Raw genomic sequence first — 19855 nt, 5'->3', positions numbered from 1 at the left:
TCATCAGCATTCTAAAACTGGCCCGCCTAAGCAGGCCATTGAGAGGGATTAACGCAGTACGGGTTGCAGAGAGAGCTTGCCGGTATTAAAGACGCTCATCGCCTGTGCCATACGCTCTGCCTGATCCTGCAGCGCTTGTGAGGCGGCGGATGCTTCCTGTACCAGCGCGGCGTTCTGCTGCGTCACCGCTTCCATCTGGGTAATCGCCTGATTGATTTCATTGATGCCGCTGCTCTGCTCGCTGCTGGCAATGGTGATTTCGCTCATGATGTTTGCCACGCTCTGCACGCTGTTCACCACTTCACCGATAGTCGAACCGGCGTGCGTCACCAGCTTGCTGCCTTCATCAACTTTAGCGACGGAATCTTCAATCAGTACCTTAATCTCTTTGGCCGCTGAGGCTGAGCGCTGTGCCAGATTACGCACTTCACTCGCCACGACCGCAAAGCCACGACCCTGCTCACCCGCGCGAGCCGCTTCAACCGCTGCGTTCAGGGAGAGAATATTGGTCTGGAAGGCGATGGAGTCGATAACGCTGATGATATCGACAATTTTTCGTGAGGAGAGGGCGATCGCTTCCATCTTCTCAATGACCTGCTCCATCACGACACCACCTTCACGCGCCACGCTGGACGTGGTGGAAACCAGGTGATTGGCTTCTCGCGCGTTGTCGGCATTGTGTTTCACGGTCGATGTCATCTGCTCCATGGCAGAGGCGGTTTCTTCCAGTGAACTGGCCTGTTGTTCAGTGCGGGTCGAAAGATCAAGGTTCCCGCTGGAGATCTGATTAGAGGCTACCGCGATGGTGTCGGAGCCGGTACGTACTTCCGTCACAATCGACAGCAGGTTATCGTTCATCCGTTGCAGCGCCTGCATCAGGACGCCGGTTTCATCGCGTGAGGTCACCTGCATCTGTGAACTCAGATCGCCTGCGGCAACGCGTTCAGCCACATCAACCGCGGCAATCAGCGGACGCACAATAGAGCGGGTCAGGAAGTAGCCCAGCAAAATGGACGCCAGAATTGCCAGTGCCGAGAAAATCAGCGTAATGAAGATAGCCGACTGACCATTTTCCACAATACCCTGACCTTCACTGCGCAGTTGTGCGTCCTGAGAGTTGGCAAAATTCACGGCATCCTGAAGGAATTTATTCTGGGTGGCGGTCATCGATTTCAGGACATAGGTGCTGGCAGCCTCAAAATCGCCCGCTTTAATCAGGGTAATCAGCTCTGCTTTAACTTTCTCAAAAGCCTGGGAAGAGGCCAGCAGACCGGCGATCTTTTTCTTGCCGACCGGCGTGACCTGAATATCTTCGATCTTTTTCATCGCGAGGTTGGTGCGCTGCGTGGCTTCATCCAGCTGACCATAACGCTTCACATTCATTTCCGGACGTGACGTGTCGATCACCATGCCGCGCAGATATTTGATCTGATCGTTGACGCCATCGCGCACATCAAATGCAAGCCGTACTTTCACATAGCGATCATCAACGATCGAGGCGATCGCCGTGTTAATACTGTTAATTCTGGTTATGGATGTCACGCCAATCACTATCAGTAACGTCACAATAATACCGAAGGCTGCTGCGAGCCGCATTCCAACCTTCATATTCTTGATACTGAACATGTTCTCTTCCCCGTTTTATTATTAATCAATTTGTTAGCAACATTCAGATTCCCTGCTGTTGTGCGCAGTGCCTTGCTGATGTCTGTGGTCACCGCCGCAGGCAAAAAGGTGATCTCGCGCATACTGTTATCGGAGCACGATGTTGTAGCTTTAATAATTTTTAAGTAATAACGCAGAGTGAATAAATAATCAGTAAAAAGCATCAGGCAGGGTTAAGTAATGACCGCAGTAAATTCAGACAAAAAAAGGGCTGTCAGCAGTGATGCTGACAGCCCGATCCAGACAAGGATGAATGGATTCAGAAAACTAAGAAGTAGAGGCCTGTCCAGAACGCGACGCTTAATGTGACGGCGCTAATCCAGGCCAGCTGGCGTAAACGGCCACGCAGCACCTTTTGACGGGAAGGCGAAGCAGGTGCAGGCGTAACGGGTACAGTTTCAATGTGCATAATCAGTTCCTGGTCAGGTCAGCGATTCCGCTGGCTAAAAAGTAAAAGCGTGCCGGGCATTCTTCGCGGCCCGCATTCGCTTAGCGGGCAGTATCGAGAACGTTGAAAATCACGTCTGACAGCTCATTCAACTCAAACTTCGCTACATAGCCGTCGGCACCCACTTTGCGCACGTGATCTTCGTTGGCGCTGCCAGAGAGTGAGGAGTGAATCACGACCGGCAGCGCCTTGAGGATCGGGTCACGCTTGATGTTGCGGGTCAGCGTAAAACCATCCATCTCTGGCATTTCAAGATCGGTCAGCACCAGGGCGATTTTGTCGTGAATCGATTCGCCGGCAGCCTGCGCTTCCTGGCTCATCAATTTAATTTTTTCCCAGGCATCGAGACCGGTGTTAAACATCAGCGCCGGAATGCCCATACTCTTCAGGCCCTGCTCAAGCAACTGACGCGCGACTTTGGAATCTTCTGCCACAATCGCCACTGCACCAGGGCGGTAGTTGAAGGCACGCGGTCTGGCCGCTTCCGGTTCGACGCCGCGCACCGATGGGATGATGTCATACAGGATCTGCTCAACGTCCAGCACCATCGCCAGCTCGTTGCTCTGCTTGTCACTGTCCAGACAGGCGATGCTGGTAATGTTGCGGCCGCCGATACCGGCTTCGGCGGTATGCACCTGGCTCCAGTCGAGACGCACAATGTTTTCGACTGACTCCACGGCAAACGCCTGGGTGTTACGGGCATACTCGGTGACCAGCAGCAGGTTAAGACCGGTTTCCGGCACACACCCCGCCACGGCCGGCAGGTCGATGACCGGGATGAACTGACCACGAATACTTGCCATACCCAGCAGCGGCGAACGCATGCCCGCGGCTTTGGTGATAGTGGGCATCGGCACAATTTCACGCAGCTTGAAGACGTTAATGCCAAACAGTTCAGACTTGCCTTTCAGCTGATCGGAACCTAAGCGAAACAGCAGCAGCTCAAACTTGTTCGATAACGCGAGGTTCGCTCTCTCATCGATCTCTTTCTGAAAATTATCCATGGTTGCCTCTGCATTAACGCAGCTGGTGAAATTGGTTGTGAAGAGGTTATCGGCAGGAAATGGAAAAAGGTGAGAAGAGAAGGGTGAAATAAAACGGACGCCAATTAATGTGCCAGGATTAACTCTGAAGGTTCAACATGGACACCTTTCCAATTAAGGAGTGTGAAATGAAAAAAGTGATTCTGGCGTCGTTGCTGGTGATGATGAGTGCGGGTGTTTCGGCCGAAGAGGGCGGATACAAAGCAGGCGATACGCCGCCACCGCAACACAAGCAGGATGCCGGCTATAAAGGTTCAGAAGATACCGGTCAGACGCATATTGATCAGATCCGCGATTTCCGTCAGGGCGGATATGTGACGCTGGAAGGTTACATCCTGAAGAAAGAGCAGGGCGAGCGGTATCAGTTCCGCGATAACACCGGCACCTTACCGATTATCGCGCCGAAGAAGACCTTTGATGGTAAAACCTACACGGCGGAAGACAAAGTACGCGTCAGTGGGAAGGTACAGGGCAAAGGGGACAAAACCACGCTGCATGTGACACAAATCGAAGAGCCGTAACAAACCGGGCGAGGTAACCCCCTCGCCCGTTTTATTTAGTCCTTCAGCAGAATCGCCCGGCAGGTTTTGCCTTTGATTTTGCCCTGCTTGAGTTTCACCAGCGCATTTTTGGCCTGGTTCGCCTCAATCGCCACGTAGGCGTGGGTCGGGGTCAGGACAATTTTGCCGATCTGCTCGGCGCGATAACCCGCCTCACCCGTCAGTGCGCCCAGAATATCCCCCGGTCGTATCTTGGCTTTACGTCCACCATCAATGCACAAGGTCATCATAGCTGCAGGCAGCGGCTTGCTACTGCCCTTTTTCAGCGTGCTGGCAGAGACCCACGGCAGCTTCTGCTGCAGAAAATCTTCCAGCGCATGCGCGCGCCCCATCTCATCGGCAGCGACCAGGCTGACTGCGACACCCTGTTCACCCGCGCGCGCCGTACGACCAATGCGGTGCAGGTGAATCTCAGGATCCCATGCAAGCTGATAGTTAACCACCATCGCCAGCGATTTGATGTCGAGTCCGCGCGCAGCGACATCGGTGGCGACCAGCACGCGACCACTGCCGTTAGCGAAGCGGATCAGCACCCGTTCGCGATCGCGCTGCTCCAGATCGCCATGCAAGGGCAGTGCGCTGATATCACGCGCGTTAAGTGCCGCGGCGACATCATCACATTCACGTTTGGTGTTGCAGAAGACCACACAGGATGAGGGCTGACGATCGCTGAGCAGGGCTATCAGCAGACCCAGTTTTTCATTGTGGCTGGCTTCGAAAAACTGCTGATCGATTGAAGGCAGTTCGCTGACATCTTCAGTCACCACACTCAGGGCATCACGCTGAAAGCGGGTGCTGATGGCCGTAATGCCGTCTGGCCAGGTGGCAGAAAAGAGCAGCGTCTGGCGCGAGGCGGGCGTTGCTTCAATGATCGTTTCCATATCATTCAGGAAACCCATCTCCAGCATCCGATCGGCTTCATCCAGAACCAGCGTGCTGAGCTGGTCCAGCTTGAGGTTGTCGCGGTTAATGTGGTCGAGGATACGACCCGGCGTGCCGACCACAATATGGGGTGGATGCACCAGCGAATCACGCTGTGCGCTCATCGGTTGCCCGCCACACAGCGTGAGAACTTTGATATTGCGGGTGAAGCGCGCCAGCTGGCGCAGCACATTGCCCACCTGATCCGCCAGTTCACGGGTCGGACAGAGAATCAATGCCTGAGTCTGAAAGCGGGTACTGTCGATATGGTGCAGTAAACCAATACCAAAGGCAGCCGTTTTACCGCTGCCGGTTTTCGCCTGCGCGCGCACGTCGCGTCCCTGCAGAATGGCGGGCAGCGTGGCGGCCTGTACGGGCGTCATGCTGGTATAGCCCATCTCGCGCAGGTTTTCGAGCTGGCTGTCGGGAAGCGAATTGAGGGTAGAAAAAGCGGTCACGGGCGCGGCCTCTGAGGCTGAAAGTGTAGGGCATTATTGCGGGGCAAGTCTGGCAGAAAGCACGCCTGACAGCAACGGGAACCTCGATGGTTAGCAGTATGAAACAATATCTGTCAGAGGGCTTAGGAATAGACTGAAGTTGACGGGGAAAAGGTGGTTTATTTTTATAGATTAACCCCGACTCAATGTGATTGTTCCAGGATGACGATCTATTAAGGCCAGTGATTATTTTATAAGTGACCGTTTTTAAAAATTTATTTCATTGTTAATCAGATAAATCCTTAACTGCTACTCCAGTAATAGAATTAATCATTAAAAAATATCACCACTGGTGCCGATAAAAATCCTGAGCTAATTGCTTTATATTTAGCGCGCCATATTCCTGGTACAACGACCGGTAGAGGGTATTTGCATTGAGTAATCGCATCCAGGGACCACATGAAAATGTGCTTAAAATAGTAGGCCGCGCCGTACTGACACTGCATGTGCACGGAGAGAGCTTATCGGCTGATAAGATCGCTTCGATGATTGCGTGTTATGCGGAAGATGAGCCCTGTGATCAGGAAGATCGTCGCTTATACGCGCTGGCAATGGAACTTATGTCGAATAATAAATGGGCCAAAAGCGCGTAACCCGCACTCCGCTCAGGTAAATGCAGAGCCTCCCTTGTGGAGGCTCTGTTGTTTTTGGGGAGTGGGTTTGCGTTGTGGGGCAGATACTGGCTCCCATCGCTTTACGTGAGGTGGCCGTCTGTAACCGGGCCGGAGCCGGCTTTCCAGCAGTGGAACAGGTAGCAGTCCTGCTGGTTCAGGCTGAGGCCAGCGCAAACACCGGTTTACCGCGCAAGAAGGTCGCGACGACCGGCGAAATCCGCGCCACGGCTTCGGCGGAACAGCTCGCCGCGACCAGCATCATGCTCGCTTCATCGCCCGTTGCTGGCCACTGGCGTTCACCCTGGGCTGTCAGCGGCAGCCGATCGTCTGTGGCGATTGCCAGCGCCCGCGACAGCGAGAACTCATCCGATCCCCGATAGAGCTGCGCATAGAGGTTCGCTTTTTCCAGCATGCTGCCAGTGCCAAACGGTGACCAGTGATCGATAACGCTGTCGGTGCCTGTCATCACCTTTATGCCTGCCGCCTGTAGCTGCGGAATCGGCATGGTCAGCTTGCCGATCGGCAGCGTAGAGGCGACGCTGAACTGCTGCTCCGCCAGCTCTTCGATCATCTTATCCAGTGCACTGCCGGACAGGGTCGCCAGCGCAAAACCGTGGCTCAGCGTCACTTTGCCTTTCAGCGCCGGATTCCTGGCCACGGTGTCAATCATGTACTGAATCGCCGCCACGCCAGCAGGTGAGGTTTCATGCAGATGTATATCCACACCGCGCTGGTAGTCGAGCGCAATCTGGAACATCGCATCCAGTGACTTCTCCATGGAACCATCGACATTGGTGGGGTCCAGGCCGCCGACATACTCAACGCCGTGCTGCATCGCCTCGCGCATCAGCCCATCGACCTGCGAGTGCAGCAGGCCGTGCTGTGGAAAGGCCACAATTTCGCAGGGAAAGGCGGGGTGACGGGCTAATGCCGCCTGCAGATGCTCCAGACTTTGCAGGCCGCTGACCGGATCAATATTGCAATGGCTGCGGGCGCGGGTGGTGCCTTTGGCGTGCAGCAGGGCGATCAACCCTTCGGCGCGCGCCTGAGAGTGCGGCAGCAGTTGCGGAATCAGCACCTGTTCACGCGCAATCATGTCCATGATGGTTTTGCCCTGACGGGGACGCGGAGCCTGCCACGGGCCGCCGTAGAAGGTTTTATCAAGGTGGATATGCATATCCTGGGTGGCGGGCAGCAGCAGGGCATCCTGTGCATCCCACGACGGCAGGGTGCTGTCACCCTGACCCGCAGGTGTCAGCTGGTCAATTTTACCGTCGCGCACGCTGATGTCGTAACGCCCGGTTCGGGTCGCGACGATCTCATCATCCTCACGGATAAAGCCCTCCTCCAGCCGCACATTGCGCAGCAGATAGTGATCCTGCCGGGGCAGGGCGGCGGGCTGGTCGGGATTGATGGAGGACAAAGGTGATGGCGTGGCGGCACTGGCCTGGCCGAAACCAGCCGCCAGCAAGCCGCCTGCGGCGGTCCAGCGGACGCTCTGGCCAAGGAAATCACGGCGGCTCGGCGAAGAGGAAATAGGCATCAGAGGCTCCTGCAAAGTGAACAAAATCTTAATCTGACAAACGACGCTCCACCCTGCTGCGTTATTTTCCACTGACGACTATTCGATATCTCACTGCCAGCGCAGCTGGCTGAAGGTCGCCAGGGATTCTGCCAGCTCACGCTGCAGCGGATCCTGCGGATCACGACAGAACAGCGCCAGTTCGAAGGTATCAATTACCGGCAGGCCCTGTTCCGGGCCCAGTACCCGATGTTGCGGCAGGCGACAGCTGGCGGGCAGTAACGTCAGCCCCAGACCCTGCGCACTGGCGGCGGCCAGCGCGACCAGGCTGGCGCTGCTGTAACTAATGCGCCAGCCACGGCCCAGTGCATCGAGCGTCTGACACACCTCATCGCGATAGAGCCCCTGCTGGGGAAACAGCACCAGCGGTACCGGCGTCTGCTCAAAGCAGGGCCACTCTGCGCTATCGAGCCACAGCAGGGGTTCAGGACGCGACGCCAGCGGACGCTCGCCGTAAGGCTGCTTAATCAGCATGATGTCGAGCTCTTCACGCTGCCAGGCGCGACGCAGCTCCACCTGCATGCCGCTCATCACGTCCAGCCGAAGGTGTGGATGGTCGCGACTGAAGTGCGCCAGCAGACCGGCCGTAGGCGCGGCGAAATCTTCCGGCACGCCAAGACGCAGCACGCCGTCGCGCCACTGGTCACTCAGCACATCGTGCGCTTCCCCATTCAGGGCGATAATCCGCCGTGCGTAGCCTAAGAGTTTCTCGCCCTCTTCGGTGATCTGCACCTGATGCGAGGAGCGGTTAAGTAGTGCTTTGCCGACCATCTCCTCCAGCCGTCGTACCTGCTGGCTGACGGTGGACTGCGACAGGTGCACCCGGTCGGCGGCGCGGGTGAAGCTGGCGGTTTCGCACACCGCGACAAAGCTGAGCAGCTGCTGCGGAGTAAACATCGGCTGACGATTCATATTTCCACTACCTGGCAGAGTAATATTTCATTTCCAGATAGTAGCGACTGCTGCCAGGCTGGCAACTTTTAACTGTATGGATCTCAGATGAAGAGAGAGAACAACCTGCTGCTGGCGGCGCTGGTGCTGGCCGGGCTCAATATGCGACCGCTGATGACCTCGGTCAGTCCGTTACTCGGCGAGTTGCGGCAGAGCATCGGACTGTCGCCACTGGCGGCATCGCTGCTGCCTGCGGTGCCGATGATGACGATGGGTGCCATTGCGTTAGTCAGCGCTCCGCTGATGCAGCGCTTTGCGGTGCGTAAACTGCTGCTGGGTGGCCTGTTGCTGCTGTTGCTGGCGCTGGTGAGTCGGCTGTTTGTGGCTGACGGAGGCTGGCTGGTGCTGAGTACTGTGCCAGGTGGGGCGGGCATTGGCATCGTACAGATGGCGATGCCGGGATTGATCCGGCAGCGATTTGGCAGCCGCAGTGCCGGCGTGACCGGACTGTGGGCGGCGGCGCTGATGGGTGGCGGCGGGGTTGGCGCGGCCATCTCGCCGTGGCTGAATGGGCAGCTTGGCTGGCAGGGCGCCCTGAGCAGCTGGGCGCTGCCAGTGGTGCTGGCCATCCTGCTCTGGCTGTTTATCACCACGACACCCGCTGCCCGGACGGAGGCCGCCGCTCTGCCTTCACTGTGGCGGAAAACCCGCGCCTGGACGCTGGCATTAAGCTTCGGTCTGGTGAACGGCGGATATGCCATCTGTGTCGCCTGGCTGCCCGATTTTTATCATCTACTCGGCTGGAGCGCGCAGGCGGGCGGTTCACTGCTTGGTATGATGATCGGCTGTCAGGTCACGGGTGCGCTGCTGCTGCCCTTGCTGGCGCGAGGCCGCGATCGCCGTCCGCTGCTGCTGCTGACGCTGGTGATGCAGTTCAGCGGCATGCTTGGCTTCCTGTTTGCGCCACAACTGGCCCCGTGGCTCTGGGCGGGAATGGCGGGCTTCGGGCTGGGCGGGGCATTTCCGCTGGCGCTGGTGCTGGCGCTGGATCATCTGGATCAGCCGCAGGCTGGCGCGCGGCTGGTGGCTTTTATGCAGGGCGTCGGCTTTATTATCGCAGGCAGCATGCCGTTTATCGCCGGGCAGTTGCATGCGCTCACCGGTCACTTTACCAGCGTCTGGTTATTGCAGGCAGCGGTCACGCTGCTGTTAATCGTGCTTAATCTGCGTTTCCATCCGCGTAGCTATCAGCACGCCTTTCCTGAGGTGAATCGCTGATTTTGGTCCGACCAATCCCGGCAATATTTTTCTCTGGTTCACACTCCGGAAAAATTCGCGCATCTTCTGTTGCCACAGGTTAACAATGCGTTAACTATCTGTTGCCATAAGCCCCGACACAACGGTTTGGTCTGACCAATCCGGGGCAGATGGCACCAGCGCTGCGGCTGCGTGCCACGTCACCTTTTTCCTCTGGAGATACTGGCATGCAGATCTGGCAACAAAACTACGATCCGCTGGGTAATATCTGGCTTTCAAGCCTGATCGCACTGATCCCGATTCTCTTTTTCTTCTTTGCGCTGATTAAGCTGAAGATGAAAGGCTACCTGGCGGCCTCCACCACCGTTGTGCTGGCGCTACTGGTGGCGCTGTTTCTCTATCAGATGCCGGTTGCACAGGCGCTGGCCGCCGTGGTGTATGGCTTTCTTTATGGCTTGTGGCCGATTGCCTGGATTATTGTCGCCGCGGTGTTCGTCTACAAAATCTCGGTCAAAACCGGCCAGTTCGACATTATCCGCGCCTCGATTCTGTCGATTACTCCCGATCAGCGTCTGCAGATGCTGATTGTCGGCTTCTCGTTCGGGGCGTTTCTGGAAGGTGCCGCAGGCTTTGGTGCGCCGGTGGCGATTACCGCCGCGCTGCTGGTGGGACTCGGCTTTAATCCGCTCTACGCCGCCGGGCTCTGCCTGATTGTGAACACCGCGCCGGTGGCCTTCGGCGCCATGGGCATCCCGATTATCGTGGCGGGTCAGGTGACCGGGCTCGACAGTTTTGCCATTGGCCAGATGGCCGGACGCCAGCTGCCGTTGCTGACTCTGATTGTGCTGTTCTGGATTATGGCGATCATGGATGGCTGGCGCGGGGTGAAAGAGACCTGGCCGGCGGTGGTGGTGGCAGGCGGATCGTTTGCCATTGCCCAGTTCCTCAGTTCCAACTTCCTGGGGCCGGAGTTGCCCGACATTATCTCGTCACTCGCCTCGCTGATTTCGCTGACGCTGTTCCTGCGGGTCTGGAAGCCGGTGCGCATCTTCCGCTTTGCCGATGCAGAGGCGAAGCAGGGTGATCCGTTGCTGCCACCGCAGAAGTATCGGCTGGGACAGGTGATCCGTGCCTGGATGCCGTTCCTGTTTCTCACCGCCACCGTCACGCTCTGGAGCATCCCGCCGTTTAAAGCGCTTTTCGCCAAAGGCGGTGCGCTCTATGAGTGGGTGCTGGCTATGCCGGTGCCGATGCTGAATGAGCTGGTGGCGCGGATGCCGCCCGTGGTCGGCACTGCAACCCCTTATCCGGCCATCTTTAAGCTGGATCTGGTTTCCGCCACCGGCACCGCTATTTTAATTGCAGCGATCATGGCGATGATTTTCCTGCGCATGAAGCCAAAGGCAGCATTGCAGACTTTTGGTGAAACGCTGAAAGAGCTGGCGCTGCCGATCTACTCCATCGGGATGGTACTGGCCTTTGCCTTTATCTCGAATTACTCCGGGCTGTCTGCGACGCTGGCGCTGGCGCTGGCTCACACCGGCCATGCTTTTACTTTCTTCTCTCCGTTCCTGGGCTGGCTGGGCGTCTTCCTGACCGGATCAGACACCTCATCGAATGCGCTGTTTGCCGCCTTACAGGCCACGACCGCGCAGCAGATTGGCGTCTCCGATATTCTGCTGGTGGCGGCCAACACCACCGGTGGCGTGACCGGTAAGATGATCTCGCCGCAGTCGATCGCCATCGCCTGTGCGGCGGTCGGGCTGGTGGGTAAAGAGTCCGACCTGTTCCGGTTTACCGTTAAACACAGCCTGATTTTCACCTGTATGGTCGGGGTGATAACCACGCTTCAGGCCTACGTCTTCCCCTGGATGATCCCATGAGCAGTAATGCCGATCCGCTGGTGACGCGCCTGCGGGCGTACATCACCGAACATCAGCTTGAGCCGGGCATGCGCCTGCCCGCCGAGCGGCAGCTCTCTGCGGAGCTTGGCGTCTCCCGCTCCTCGCTGCGTGAAGCGATACAGCAGTTAATCAGCAACGGCATGCTGATCAGCCGACGCGGCGGCGGCACCTGGATCCGTCAGCAGCTGGCGCCCTGGTCGGAACAGCGCATTGTCGAGCCGATTCGCCAGCTGCTGCGTGACGATCCCGACTACCGCTACGACATTCTGGAAGCGCGCCACGCCATCGAGGCCAGCACCGCCTGGCACGCTGCACTGCGCGCCACCGACGCCGACAAAGAGAAGCTGCAGTACGCTTTCGACGCCACCCTGAAGCTGAAAGAGAGTGACGATCCCGATCTCGCCGCCCAGGCGGATGTACGCTTCCATCTGGCGATTGCCGAGGCGTCGCACAACGTGGTGCTGCTGCAGACCATGCGTGGCTTTTTTGAGCTATTGCAATCGTCAGTGATGCAGAGCCGTCAGCGCATGTATACCCAGCCTGCGATTTTCGCCCGCCTGACTGAACAGCATCAGGCGCTGCTCGATGCAATCCTCACAGGCGATGCCGAAGCTGCGCGTCAGGCGGCGATGCAGCATCTGGGATTTGTGCACACCACCATGAAAAGCCTGCATGAAGATGAAGCGCGTCAGGCGCGCATCACCCGCTTACCGGATAACGACACACGCAACCCAAAGGAATCTGACTGATGATTATCTCCGCTGCCAGTGACTATCGCGCGGCCGCGCAACGTATCCTGCCGCCGTTCCTGTTTCACTATCTTGATGGCGGTGCCTATGCCGAGCACACCCTGCGTCGTAACGTGGAGGATCTCTCGGATGTGGCGCTGCGCCAGCGCATTCTGAAAAACATGTCGGAACTGAGTCTTGAAACCAAATTGTTCAATGAAACCCTGTCGATGCCGGTTGCGCTGGCACCGGTCGGCCTGTGCGGCATGTATGCCCGCCGGGGCGAAGTGCAGGCGGCGCGCGCGGCAGACCTGAAAGGCATTCCGTTTACCCTGTCGACGGTCTCGGTCTGCCCGATTGAAGAGGTGGCCCCGCAGATTAAGCGTCCCATGTGGTTCCAGCTCTATGTGCTGCGTGATCGCGGCTTTATGCGCAATGCGCTGGAGCGGGCCAAAGCCGCTGGTTGCTCTACGCTGGTGTTTACCGTGGATATGCCCACGCCGGGTGCGCGCTATCGCGATGCGCACTCCGGGATGAGCGGCAATCACGCGGCGCTGCGTCGTTACTGGCAGGCGGTCACCCATCCACAGTGGGCGCTGGATGTGGGTCTGCAGGGGCGTCCCCACGATCTGGGAAATATCTCCACTTATCTGGGCAAGCCTACCGGGCTGGAAGATTACATCGGCTGGCTGGCGAACAACTTCGATCCCTCTATCTCGTGGCGCGATCTGGAGTGGATCCGCGAGTTCTGGGATGGGCCGATGGTAATCAAGGGCATTCTCGATCCGGAAGATGCGCGTGATGCGGTGCGCTTTGGCGCCGATGGCATCGTGGTCTCTAATCACGGCGGGCGCCAGCTGGATGGCGTCCTCTCCTCGGCGCGTGCGCTACCGGCCATTGCCGATGCAGTAAAAGGTGACATCGCCATTCTGGCGGACAGTGGCATTCGCAACGGGCTGGATGTGGTGCGGATGATTGCGCTGGGCGCAGACAGCGTGCTGCTGGGACGGGCATTTATCTATGCGCTGGCAACCCACGGTCAGCGCGGCGTAGAAAATCTGCTGACGCTGATTGAAAAAGAGATGCGCGTTGCCATGACCCTGACCGGCGCGAAGTCGATCGGTGAAATTACCCGCGATTCGCTGGTGCAGGCTGAGACGTTACTGGCACCGCAGAGCGCATCGCCACGTCCCCGCGCGGTGAGTTAAGCCTGCGAAAATGAATGTATTGTCTATACTTAGCTTCTTTACCAACAGGAGGAACGACATGACCATTCATAAGAAAGGTTCGGCGCACTGGGAAGGCGATATCAAAGGCAAAGGCACCGTCAGCACCGAGAGCGGCGTGCTGAGCCAGCAGCCTTATGGCTTTAACACCCGTTTTGAAGACGGCAAAGGCACCAACCCGGAAGAACTGATTGGTGCAGCGCATGCAGCCTGTTTCTCTATGGCGCTGTCGCTGATGCTGGGCAACGCGGGTCATCCGCCGGAAAGCATTGATACCACGGCCGACGTGTCGCTGGATAAAAAAGGCGATGGCTTTGCTATTACTAAAGTGGCACTGACCAGCACCATTTCCCTGCCAGGCATTGATGAGTCGACCTTCGACGAGATCATCAATAAAGCCAAAGCGGGCTGCCCGGTTTCTCAGGTACTGAATGCGGAAATTACGCTGGATTACACTCTGAACAACTGATGCGGACAACGGGTCGCCTTTTGGCGGCCCGGGCGTTATGCTATGCCTCACCGGTCTCGTTGCTGACCGGAACAGATGCGCCTTGTGGCGCATCTTCGCTTTCTGACCAGAGGAAACTGAGGTGACGAGATACCGGGCGGCCAAAAAGTACTGGAAGATGGTGCTGGTTCTGTTATGCATCTGTGGCGCGCTGCTGCTGATCCGCTGGGCTGCTATGATCTGGGCCTGAACAGATGAAAAGGATTGGCCGCCACACGCTGGGCATATTATTGATGGTGATTATTGTGCTGGAAGCAGTTCACTATCTGCTTACTGCCTCATGGCTGCCGTGGCGATAAACGCGCTCAGACAAAGACATCCTCGCGCCTTTTAGCCCGTACATCGCTGCGCGCAATGCGATAAGCTTTGCGGGGATCGCCCACCACAAACTCAAAGGTTGGTGTGTAGTAAAAGGGCAACCAGCCGCCATAGCTGCTCTCCCACTCCCATCGGACGGGGCAGGGCCACAGAATGCCATCATACAAAAGATAGTAAACCCAGCGTCCACCAGGACGACGGGGGCGTGATGTTTTCATGGGATTCACAACGATAATGGTTAACAACAGCTTATATTTTGTACGCTAAAGCGTCAGCTTGCAACGTTACAGCCCTGCTTTATTGAACCTGGCCCTGAATTAGCGATGCACTTCGCCGCACAGCAGTACCACATTCGGTCTGACTTTATGAATGCGGTTCGCCATCGTTTCACAGTCGACCTTCGTCGGATAGATGCGCTCTGAAACCGGCAGCGCCTCGCAGGCATCGTAGCCGCATGCGCTCACTAACAACACAAATCCTATCAACATAGATCCTCTCCTTTACACGGTCTGGTGGTCCGGACTGTGGTGCTTTTTATCCCTTTTTAACATCCAGTATAGACAAACGTGCCGGGGCGGCATTGTCAGTGTGAGCTGTGGGCCGCCAGTCAGGAGGGTGCTGCGGTCTGTAAGGCGTCTCAGAAGGGGCGTGCCTGGCGCTAGCCTGCGAAATACCAGGCGGGCAGCAGTGCAATCAGGTTATTCAGCGTATGCAGGAAGATGGGCAGCGCCAGACTGTTACTCCGCAGCCGGGCGTAACAGAGCAGCAGGGAAAACAGCGTCAGGGCGATAAGGGTCTGCCAGTGCACATACTGCGTATGCATCACCGCAAACAGCAGTGAGGTCAGCAGCATACAGGCGAAGCGACTTCGCGGCGCCCACAGCAGAAAGCCCTGCAACAGAAAACCACGGAACAGCACCTCTTCAAACACCGGTGCCAGCAGCACGGCGGTGAGCAGCAGGATCAGCAGCGAATTACGTCCCTGCTGGGCCTGCATCACCAGCCATCCTTCCGGCTGCATGAACTGCATCTGTGCGGCCATCAGAACAAACAGCGCGCCAGTAAACAGCAGAGTTTGCAGCGTGCAGAGTTCACCCAGCGGCAGGTCGGTGCGGCGCTGGCAGTAAAAGCGGTAAAGCGGATAGATAACAGCAAATTCAAACAGGCAGAGCACCGGCACCAGCAGGCCGTCATTACGCAGCACGCTGTAATTAGGGAACAGCGTGATCAGCATGGTAACCAGGTAATAGACCACAAAGCTGCCGACGTAGAACAGCGTCAGTGTCACTCTGTCGGAATTGGTATTCATAGGCGACTCTGCCAGCGAAGGTTAGCGCATAGTAGCAATGCACCAGATCGCTGTCGAGTCAGCCTGTAACACAATATTTAAGCGCAAAATGTTAACCGCAGACTAAACACCAGCGCGCGCGAGCCGATAACTGAGGAAACTAATCTGGTCAGCACTGCATGTTGTATTGCAGGCCCGTCATCTCAAACTCTGGCTGTGTAGTGAGCACTCTTAATGACTTCTAACCCTCCGGCGCCACCCTCGCCTCCATTCAGACATGCCGCTGAAGACCGCACTGTCCGCTTTACGCGGCGCAGCCTGCGCACGCTTTCGCTGCTGCTGTTTGGCGTGCTGGTGCTCTCGATGCTGATGGTGCTGACGATTGCGCAGCGGCAAAACAGCGTATCGGTTGAGCATGACCGGCTGCTAATGCAACAGGCGTGGAAAAGTCGTCAGGAGGCGATGGTCACGGATATCCGGGATTATGCGTTCTGGGGCGAAGCCTGGCGCAATCTCCATGTCAGGGTCAACAAAGTCTGGGCTTACGACGAAGAGAACTTTGGTCCGGGCCTCTACGAAGAGTATCACTATGAGGGCGTGTTTGTAGTCGACGGCAATGGTCACACCACGTACAGCGTCATTAATGGGCAACTGGTGGATACGCCGCTGGAAGCCTGGCTGGGAAAAAAGACCCCAGCGCTGATCGCGGCGGCACGTCAGCGCAACGACACGGCGATGACCCGTGATGCGCTGATTCATCATCTGCCCGCCATTGTGGTTGCAGCCCCCATCGGCAGCGGCAGAATTGCCAATATGCCGCCAATGGCGGGGCCAGCGTCAGTCATGGTGTTTGTAAATCTGTTCACCCCTGCCAAATTACAGGCGCTGGGCGCCACGCTGGATGTGCGCGAACTGCGCCTGCCCGTCAGTGAAGGGGATGCCCTGCGTGAACCGCGGATGGTGCAACGGTTACCCGGTGGCGAGCTGATTGTGCTGCGCTGGACGCCAAAGATGCCTGGTATGGGCCTGATCTGGTTTTTGTTGCCACTGCTGATGTTCATGGCGATCATCATTGGCATCATCACCCATCGCGTCAGCCGCCATGCGCTCTCCAATGCGATTCTCTCTGATCGGCGCTTTGACCTGCTGGCGATCAGTCAGCAGGAGCTTGCCAGCAGTGAAGCGCGGTTCCGCGATCTCGCTGAGGCGGCGTCAGACTGGATCTGGGAAACGGATGAAGAGGGCCGCCTGATCTACCTGTCAGCGCGCTTTCATACCGTGACCGGCCACGATATTACACACTGGCTGGGACGTCACATCGATCACCTGCTGACGCATCCCAGCCATTCGCTGGTCGCCTGGCTGCAGCGTCAGGAGGAGGAGGGTCAACAGATGCCACTGCGCTGTCAGTTTATGTCGGCACACGGCAACCGCCGCATCGGCCAGCTGGTCGCGAAAACGATCTGGCATGACGCGCGACGTATCGGGTTTCGCGGCACGGTATCGGACATCACTCAGGGCATGGAAGCGGAGGCGCGCATTCAGTTTTTGTCGCGTCACGACGTTTTAACTGGCCTGTCGAACCGCGTGCAGCTGCAGGAGTTTTTGACGCTACACCTTGAGCTGCCTGAGGGCGCTGCGCCGCTGACGCTGATTACCCTCGATCTCGATCAGTTCAGGCCGATTAATGAAACCTGGGGCCATGCGGCGGGCGATGAGGTGCTGAACCAGATCGCGCAGCGTCTGAAACGCTCTATCGGCCCGCAGGAGCTGGTGGCGCGGCTGAGTGGCGATGAGTTTGTGCTGGTATTGCGTGAAACGAACCGTGAGCGGGTCGATCAGCGTTGCGCTCAGCTGGTGCATGAGGTTCAGCAGCCTATCAGCACCGGCCAGCATGTCCACTATCTCACCGTCAGTATGGGGATTGCCTGTGTACCGCAGGATGCCAGCCATCCGGAAGCGCTGCTGCAAATGGCGGATATCGCGCTGAATGAAGCGCGCGAAGCGGGACGCAATCAGTGGGTCTGGTATGCCAACGAGATGGCCAGCCAGCGTGAGGATAAGCGTGAAATGGCGCGGCGGATTGAGAAAGCGCTGAAGAACAATGAATTTCGCCTGCACTACCAGCCCCGTTATCAACTGCTGACCGGTCAGCTGGCGGGTGCCGAGGCGCTGATTCGCTGGCAGATTGCACCCGATGAGTGGATTACTCCCGATCACTTTATTCCGCTGGCGGAAGAGAGCGGCCTCATCGCCACCATCAGCGACTGGGTGCTGATGCGCGCGTGTGAGGATGCGCTGGGGTGGGGGGGCGATCGCTATGTTTCGGTTAATATTTCGCCAATGGAGTTCCGCACCAGCGATTTAGTGCAGCGGGTTGCAGATGTGCTGGCGAAAAGCGGCCTGCCAGCTACCCGGCTGGAGCTGGAGATCACGGAGAACGTGACCTTTGAACATCCGCAGCATGCGCTGGAGGTGATGCAGGGTTTACGGTCACTCGGGGTAAGGTTAACCGTTGATGACTTCGGCACCGGCTATGCGGCCCTGGGCTACCTGAAGACGTTTCCGTTTAATGGGCTGAAGATCGATCGCTCCTGGATGAAAGATTTCCCGGAGTCGCAGCAGGCGCAATCAGTGGTCGCGGGGATTATTGCGCTGGCACGCGCCTTTGCCCTGACAATTACGGCTGAGGGGATTGAGACAGAAGCGCAGCTGAACCAGCTAAAACAGCTCTCGTGCGAAGAGGGGCAAGGCTACTTCCTCGGTCGACCGATGCCGCTGGCTGCATTCAGTACGCTTCTGGAAAGAACCGCGCAGAACCCGTTTAACGGACTTTGACCGCTACAGCGGTCATCAGCATTGCGCAGACGACAAAAATAATCAGTTCCATCATGACCTCCACAGAGTTAAGACTATTCTTAATATTGTAGTGGCTCGCTGTGCTTTTTTTAGGCACCGAGTGCGATTAATCTTAAAGTGTGATCTGTGACGCGACCCGTTTAATGCTGCTGTAACAACTTTACTTTTTTAGAGTTCAGTTCAGCAGGCGCGCTTTGCTACTCTTGGGACAAGGTTTTAAACGTCCAACAGGAGAATAAACGTGAAATTTTATGGAAAAGGGCTGCTTGTCGTGGGGCTGTTCGCATTAACCGCCTGTCAATCTGCCTCTAAGCCCGATACCGCCCATGTGGCGCAGGATCCCGAGGCTGACCGCTGTGGTGCCTCTCAGTTTCAGAACTATGTCGGCAAACCGTTAACCGCGCTGCAGGGTCAGCACTTCGAACAGAAGATGCGTGCAATCCCCTATAATTCTGCCGTCACCATGGACTTCAATCTCAACCGGCTTAACTTCCTGGCCGATAAAAATGGCAATATCAGCTCCGTTTATTGTGGCTAATGGCAAAGATGTCATAGGCTTGTCATAACGGCAGGCGAGGATAGCAGGGCGTTTAAGAAACGTCCTCGTCACACAATAAATAGTGCTCGTCTTGTTTATTCCCGCCCCGGCGGGAATTTTTTTAGCGGCTTCGCGCCGGAACAGGAGCAGAGAAGATGAAACGCATAATCGGGGTACTCCTGCCTGCATTGTTACTCAGCAGCACACTGGCGCAGGCTTCCAGTGAAGAAGCCTGGGAAAAGAGCCGCCAGGTGATGGTGCAGGCCTGCATTAATGCCAGTCATCTGAGCAAAGTAAAGGTGTCGGGCGAGGCGATCGAGTATGACGACAACACGGGCTTCAGCGCACTGTTGCTGGAGGGACGCTATCCCCAGCGGCAGATGAAAAATAAGCGTGGACGGGAGCTCTGCCTGTTTCAGCGCAGTAGCGGACGGGCCAGCATCAGCGAAGCGGATAAATTGCGCTGGGTGAAGTAGGCAGCGGGTTTATGTCTCCGGCCGCGTGTCGATCACCTGTGCCAGCAGAGTGCGATAACGCTGCAACTGCGTCTCATCGCCTTCCACTTCCAGTTTAGCAATCACCCGCGCAATAATGGCTTTGTTGGTCGCGGGTTCACCTGCTTCCATTATTTCACGCAGAATCACCGCCAGCAGATCGGACTCTGGCGGTGTCCGCCAGTCCGGGCTATTGAAATAGTCGCTGATAGCACGGCTGGCGCTATTAGGTTGCACTCTCATTCCCCACCTCCGCTAAAACAATACCCACTCCCTTACACCTGAGCATAAGGGCATCTATTCACCAGATAAGCTGGTTCGCCTCAGCGTAGCCGGACGGTCTGCACCGTTTATTTTGCGGAGGACGTCGCGCCGATAAAAAAGATCGCCACACCGCCGCGGCTGGCGGTTTTTTAAACATAGAAGCGAGGTGAAGCGTTGTCAGTAACAAAATGACATATTTTTCCATATTGATGAGGGCTGGTTGAGTAAGAGCGCCTCAGGGAAGACCTCC

20 protein-coding genes are annotated in these 19855 nt (G+C 57.0%); 10 read left to right on the top strand and 10 right to left on the bottom strand.

What is annotated here, in order from left to right; translation table 11 throughout:
- Nucleotides 1-48 precede the first annotated feature (48 nt).
- The 3 genes from AC0T7J_RS20070 to AC0T7J_RS20060 all read right to left on the bottom strand — a co-directional run bounded on the left by AC0T7J_RS20070 (nt 49) and on the right by AC0T7J_RS20060 (nt 3117).
- Nucleotides 49-1626 (bottom strand): methyl-accepting chemotaxis protein, encoded by a 1578-nt coding sequence (locus AC0T7J_RS20070; RefSeq protein WP_473796351.1) that lies wholly within the window; start codon nt 1624-1626, stop codon nt 49-51.
- Between the two features lie 298 nt (nt 1627-1924).
- Nucleotides 1925-2074, bottom strand: coding sequence for a hypothetical protein (locus AC0T7J_RS20065; protein WP_473796348.1), 150 nt, complete (start codon nt 2072-2074; stop codon nt 1925-1927).
- A gap of 80 nt (nt 2075-2154) precedes the next feature.
- A complete protein-coding gene (locus AC0T7J_RS20060; RefSeq protein WP_010255217.1) occupies nt 2155-3117 on the bottom strand; it encodes a chemotaxis protein in 963 nt (320 codons plus the stop codon).
- A 167-nt stretch (nt 3118-3284) separates the two neighbouring features.
- On the opposite strand from AC0T7J_RS20060, the gene AC0T7J_RS20055 reads away from it, so the two are divergent.
- Nucleotides 3285-3677, top strand: a complete 393-nt coding sequence (locus AC0T7J_RS20055; RefSeq protein ID WP_033785405.1) for a YgiW/YdeI family stress tolerance OB fold protein — start codon at nt 3285-3287, stop codon at nt 3675-3677.
- Between the two features lie 35 nt (nt 3678-3712).
- On the opposite strand, the gene dbpA is transcribed toward AC0T7J_RS20055, so the two are convergent.
- The 3 genes from dbpA to AC0T7J_RS20040 form a co-directional block, all read right to left on the bottom strand.
- The gene (gene dbpA / locus AC0T7J_RS20050; protein ID WP_473796344.1) at nt 3713-5095 is read right to left on the bottom strand and encodes an ATP-dependent RNA helicase DbpA; all 1383 of its coding nucleotides are present in this window, start codon (nt 5093-5095) and stop codon (nt 3713-3715) included.
- Nucleotides 5096-5902: 807 nt separating this feature from the next.
- A complete protein-coding gene (locus AC0T7J_RS20045) occupies nt 5903-7291 on the bottom strand; it encodes an amidohydrolase (RefSeq protein WP_473796342.1) in 1389 nt (462 codons plus the stop codon).
- Between the two features lie 90 nt (nt 7292-7381).
- Complete coding sequence (locus AC0T7J_RS20040) at nt 7382-8242, bottom strand: LysR family transcriptional regulator (RefSeq protein ID WP_473796339.1); 861 nt, start codon at nt 8240-8242, stop codon at nt 7382-7384.
- 87 nt (nt 8243-8329) lie between these two features.
- On the opposite strand from AC0T7J_RS20040, the gene AC0T7J_RS20035 reads away from it, so the two are divergent.
- The 6 genes from AC0T7J_RS20035 to yniD all read left to right on the top strand — a co-directional run bounded on the left by AC0T7J_RS20035 (nt 8330) and on the right by yniD (nt 14034).
- Nucleotides 8330-9499: a cyanate transporter gene (locus tag AC0T7J_RS20035; RefSeq protein ID WP_473796336.1), complete on the top strand. Its 1170-nt coding sequence runs from the start codon at nt 8330-8332 to the stop codon at nt 9497-9499.
- A gap of 206 nt (nt 9500-9705) precedes the next feature.
- Entirely contained in the window at nt 9706-11361 is a 1656-nt protein-coding gene (gene lldP, locus AC0T7J_RS20030; RefSeq protein WP_473796333.1) for an L-lactate permease, read from the top strand.
- The gene (lldR, locus tag AC0T7J_RS20025; RefSeq protein ID WP_425012946.1) at nt 11358-12131 is read left to right on the top strand and encodes a transcriptional regulator LldR; all 774 of its coding nucleotides are present in this window, start codon (nt 11358-11360) and stop codon (nt 12129-12131) included. Before lldP ends, lldR begins: the two co-directional genes overlap by 4 nt.
- Nucleotides 12131-13318 carry an FMN-dependent L-lactate dehydrogenase LldD gene (gene lldD / locus AC0T7J_RS20020; RefSeq protein WP_473796329.1) on the top strand — a complete coding sequence of 396 codons (1188 nt, stop codon included), beginning with the start codon at nt 12131-12133 and terminating at the stop codon, nt 13316-13318. Before lldR ends, lldD begins: the two co-directional genes overlap by 1 nt.
- Before the next feature lie 58 nt (nt 13319-13376).
- Nucleotides 13377-13805: an OsmC family protein gene (locus AC0T7J_RS20015; RefSeq protein WP_473796325.1), complete on the top strand. Its 429-nt coding sequence runs from the start codon at nt 13377-13379 to the stop codon at nt 13803-13805.
- 121 nt (nt 13806-13926) lie between these two features.
- A complete protein-coding gene (gene yniD / locus AC0T7J_RS20010) occupies nt 13927-14034 on the top strand; it encodes a small membrane protein YniD (RefSeq protein WP_022625163.1) in 108 nt (35 codons plus the stop codon).
- Between the two features lie 115 nt (nt 14035-14149).
- On the opposite strand, the gene AC0T7J_RS20005 is transcribed toward yniD, so the two are convergent.
- The 3 genes from AC0T7J_RS20005 to AC0T7J_RS19995 form a co-directional block, all read right to left on the bottom strand.
- Nucleotides 14150-14380, bottom strand: a complete 231-nt coding sequence (locus tag AC0T7J_RS20005) for a hypothetical protein (RefSeq protein ID WP_473796322.1) — start codon at nt 14378-14380, stop codon at nt 14150-14152.
- Nucleotides 14381-14479: 99 nt separating this feature from the next.
- Nucleotides 14480-14650, bottom strand: a complete 171-nt coding sequence (locus AC0T7J_RS20000) for a hypothetical protein (protein WP_003850083.1) — start codon at nt 14648-14650, stop codon at nt 14480-14482.
- A gap of 170 nt (nt 14651-14820) precedes the next feature.
- The gene (locus tag AC0T7J_RS19995) at nt 14821-15471 is read right to left on the bottom strand and encodes a CPBP family intramembrane glutamic endopeptidase (RefSeq protein WP_010255238.1); all 651 of its coding nucleotides are present in this window, start codon (nt 15469-15471) and stop codon (nt 14821-14823) included.
- A gap of 213 nt (nt 15472-15684) precedes the next feature.
- Between AC0T7J_RS19995 and AC0T7J_RS19990 the strand changes: the two genes are divergently transcribed.
- From AC0T7J_RS19990 to AC0T7J_RS19980, 3 genes are all read left to right on the top strand, one after another.
- Complete coding sequence (locus tag AC0T7J_RS19990) at nt 15685-18288, top strand: bifunctional diguanylate cyclase/phosphodiesterase (RefSeq protein ID WP_473796318.1); 2604 nt, start codon at nt 15685-15687, stop codon at nt 18286-18288.
- A gap of 262 nt (nt 18289-18550) precedes the next feature.
- Complete coding sequence (locus AC0T7J_RS19985; protein WP_473796315.1) at nt 18551-18847, top strand: I78 family peptidase inhibitor; 297 nt, start codon at nt 18551-18553, stop codon at nt 18845-18847.
- 155 nt (nt 18848-19002) lie between these two features.
- Nucleotides 19003-19323 (top strand): hypothetical protein, encoded by a 321-nt coding sequence (locus AC0T7J_RS19980; protein WP_473796312.1) that lies wholly within the window; start codon nt 19003-19005, stop codon nt 19321-19323.
- Nucleotides 19324-19332: 9 nt separating this feature from the next.
- Here the strand turns inward: AC0T7J_RS19980 and AC0T7J_RS19975 are convergent, their stop codons facing one another.
- Nucleotides 19333-19584, bottom strand: coding sequence for a biofilm development regulator YmgB/AriR family protein (locus tag AC0T7J_RS19975; RefSeq protein WP_473796309.1), 252 nt, complete (start codon nt 19582-19584; stop codon nt 19333-19335).
- Nucleotides 19585-19855 lie beyond the last annotated feature (271 nt).

The organism is Pantoea sp. E956-1, from assembly GCF_982223955.1.
Note: the sequence above shows the minus strand (reverse complement) of the source record. Positions and strands in the feature narration are given on the sequence as shown.

Bases quoted from the DNA above. Each gene is read 5' to 3' on its own strand.
- AC0T7J_RS20015 (WP_473796325.1), top strand. From the start codon at position 13,377: ATGACCATTCATAAGAAAGGTTCGGCGCACTGGGAAGGCGATATCAAA.
- AC0T7J_RS19990 (WP_473796318.1), top strand. From the start codon at position 15,685: ATGACTTCTAACCCTCCGGCGCCACCCTCGCCTCCATTCAGACATGCC.
- AC0T7J_RS19995 (WP_010255238.1), bottom strand. From the start codon at position 15,471: ATGAATACCAATTCCGACAGAGTGACACTGACGCTGTTCTACGTCGGC.
- AC0T7J_RS20000 (WP_003850083.1), bottom strand. From the start codon at position 14,650: ATGTTGATAGGATTTGTGTTGTTAGTGAGCGCATGCGGCTACGATGCC.
- AC0T7J_RS20065 (WP_473796348.1), bottom strand. From the start codon at position 2,074: ATGCACATTGAAACTGTACCCGTTACGCCTGCACCTGCTTCGCCTTCC.
- AC0T7J_RS20055 (WP_033785405.1), top strand. From the start codon at position 3,285: ATGAAAAAAGTGATTCTGGCGTCGTTGCTGGTGATGATGAGTGCGGGT.
- AC0T7J_RS20060 (WP_010255217.1), bottom strand. From the start codon at position 3,117: ATGGATAATTTTCAGAAAGAGATCGATGAGAGAGCGAACCTCGCGTTA.
- lldD (WP_473796329.1), top strand. From the start codon at position 12,131: ATGATTATCTCCGCTGCCAGTGACTATCGCGCGGCCGCGCAACGTATC.
- AC0T7J_RS19980 (WP_473796312.1), top strand. From the start codon at position 19,003: ATGAAACGCATAATCGGGGTACTCCTGCCTGCATTGTTACTCAGCAGC.
- AC0T7J_RS20035 (WP_473796336.1), top strand. From the start codon at position 8,330: ATGAAGAGAGAGAACAACCTGCTGCTGGCGGCGCTGGTGCTGGCCGGG.
- lldR (WP_425012946.1), top strand. From the start codon at position 11,358: ATGAGCAGTAATGCCGATCCGCTGGTGACGCGCCTGCGGGCGTACATC.
- AC0T7J_RS20005 (WP_473796322.1), bottom strand. From the start codon at position 14,380: ATGAAAACATCACGCCCCCGTCGTCCTGGTGGACGCTGGGTTTACTAT.
- AC0T7J_RS19975 (WP_473796309.1), bottom strand. From the start codon at position 19,584: ATGAGAGTGCAACCTAATAGCGCCAGCCGTGCTATCAGCGACTATTTC.
- AC0T7J_RS20045 (WP_473796342.1), bottom strand. From the start codon at position 7,291: ATGCCTATTTCCTCTTCGCCGAGCCGCCGTGATTTCCTTGGCCAGAGC.
- lldP (WP_473796333.1), top strand. From the start codon at position 9,706: ATGCAGATCTGGCAACAAAACTACGATCCGCTGGGTAATATCTGGCTT.
- AC0T7J_RS20070 (WP_473796351.1), bottom strand. From the start codon at position 1,626: ATGTTCAGTATCAAGAATATGAAGGTTGGAATGCGGCTCGCAGCAGCC.
- AC0T7J_RS20040 (WP_473796339.1), bottom strand. From the start codon at position 8,242: ATGAATCGTCAGCCGATGTTTACTCCGCAGCAGCTGCTCAGCTTTGTC.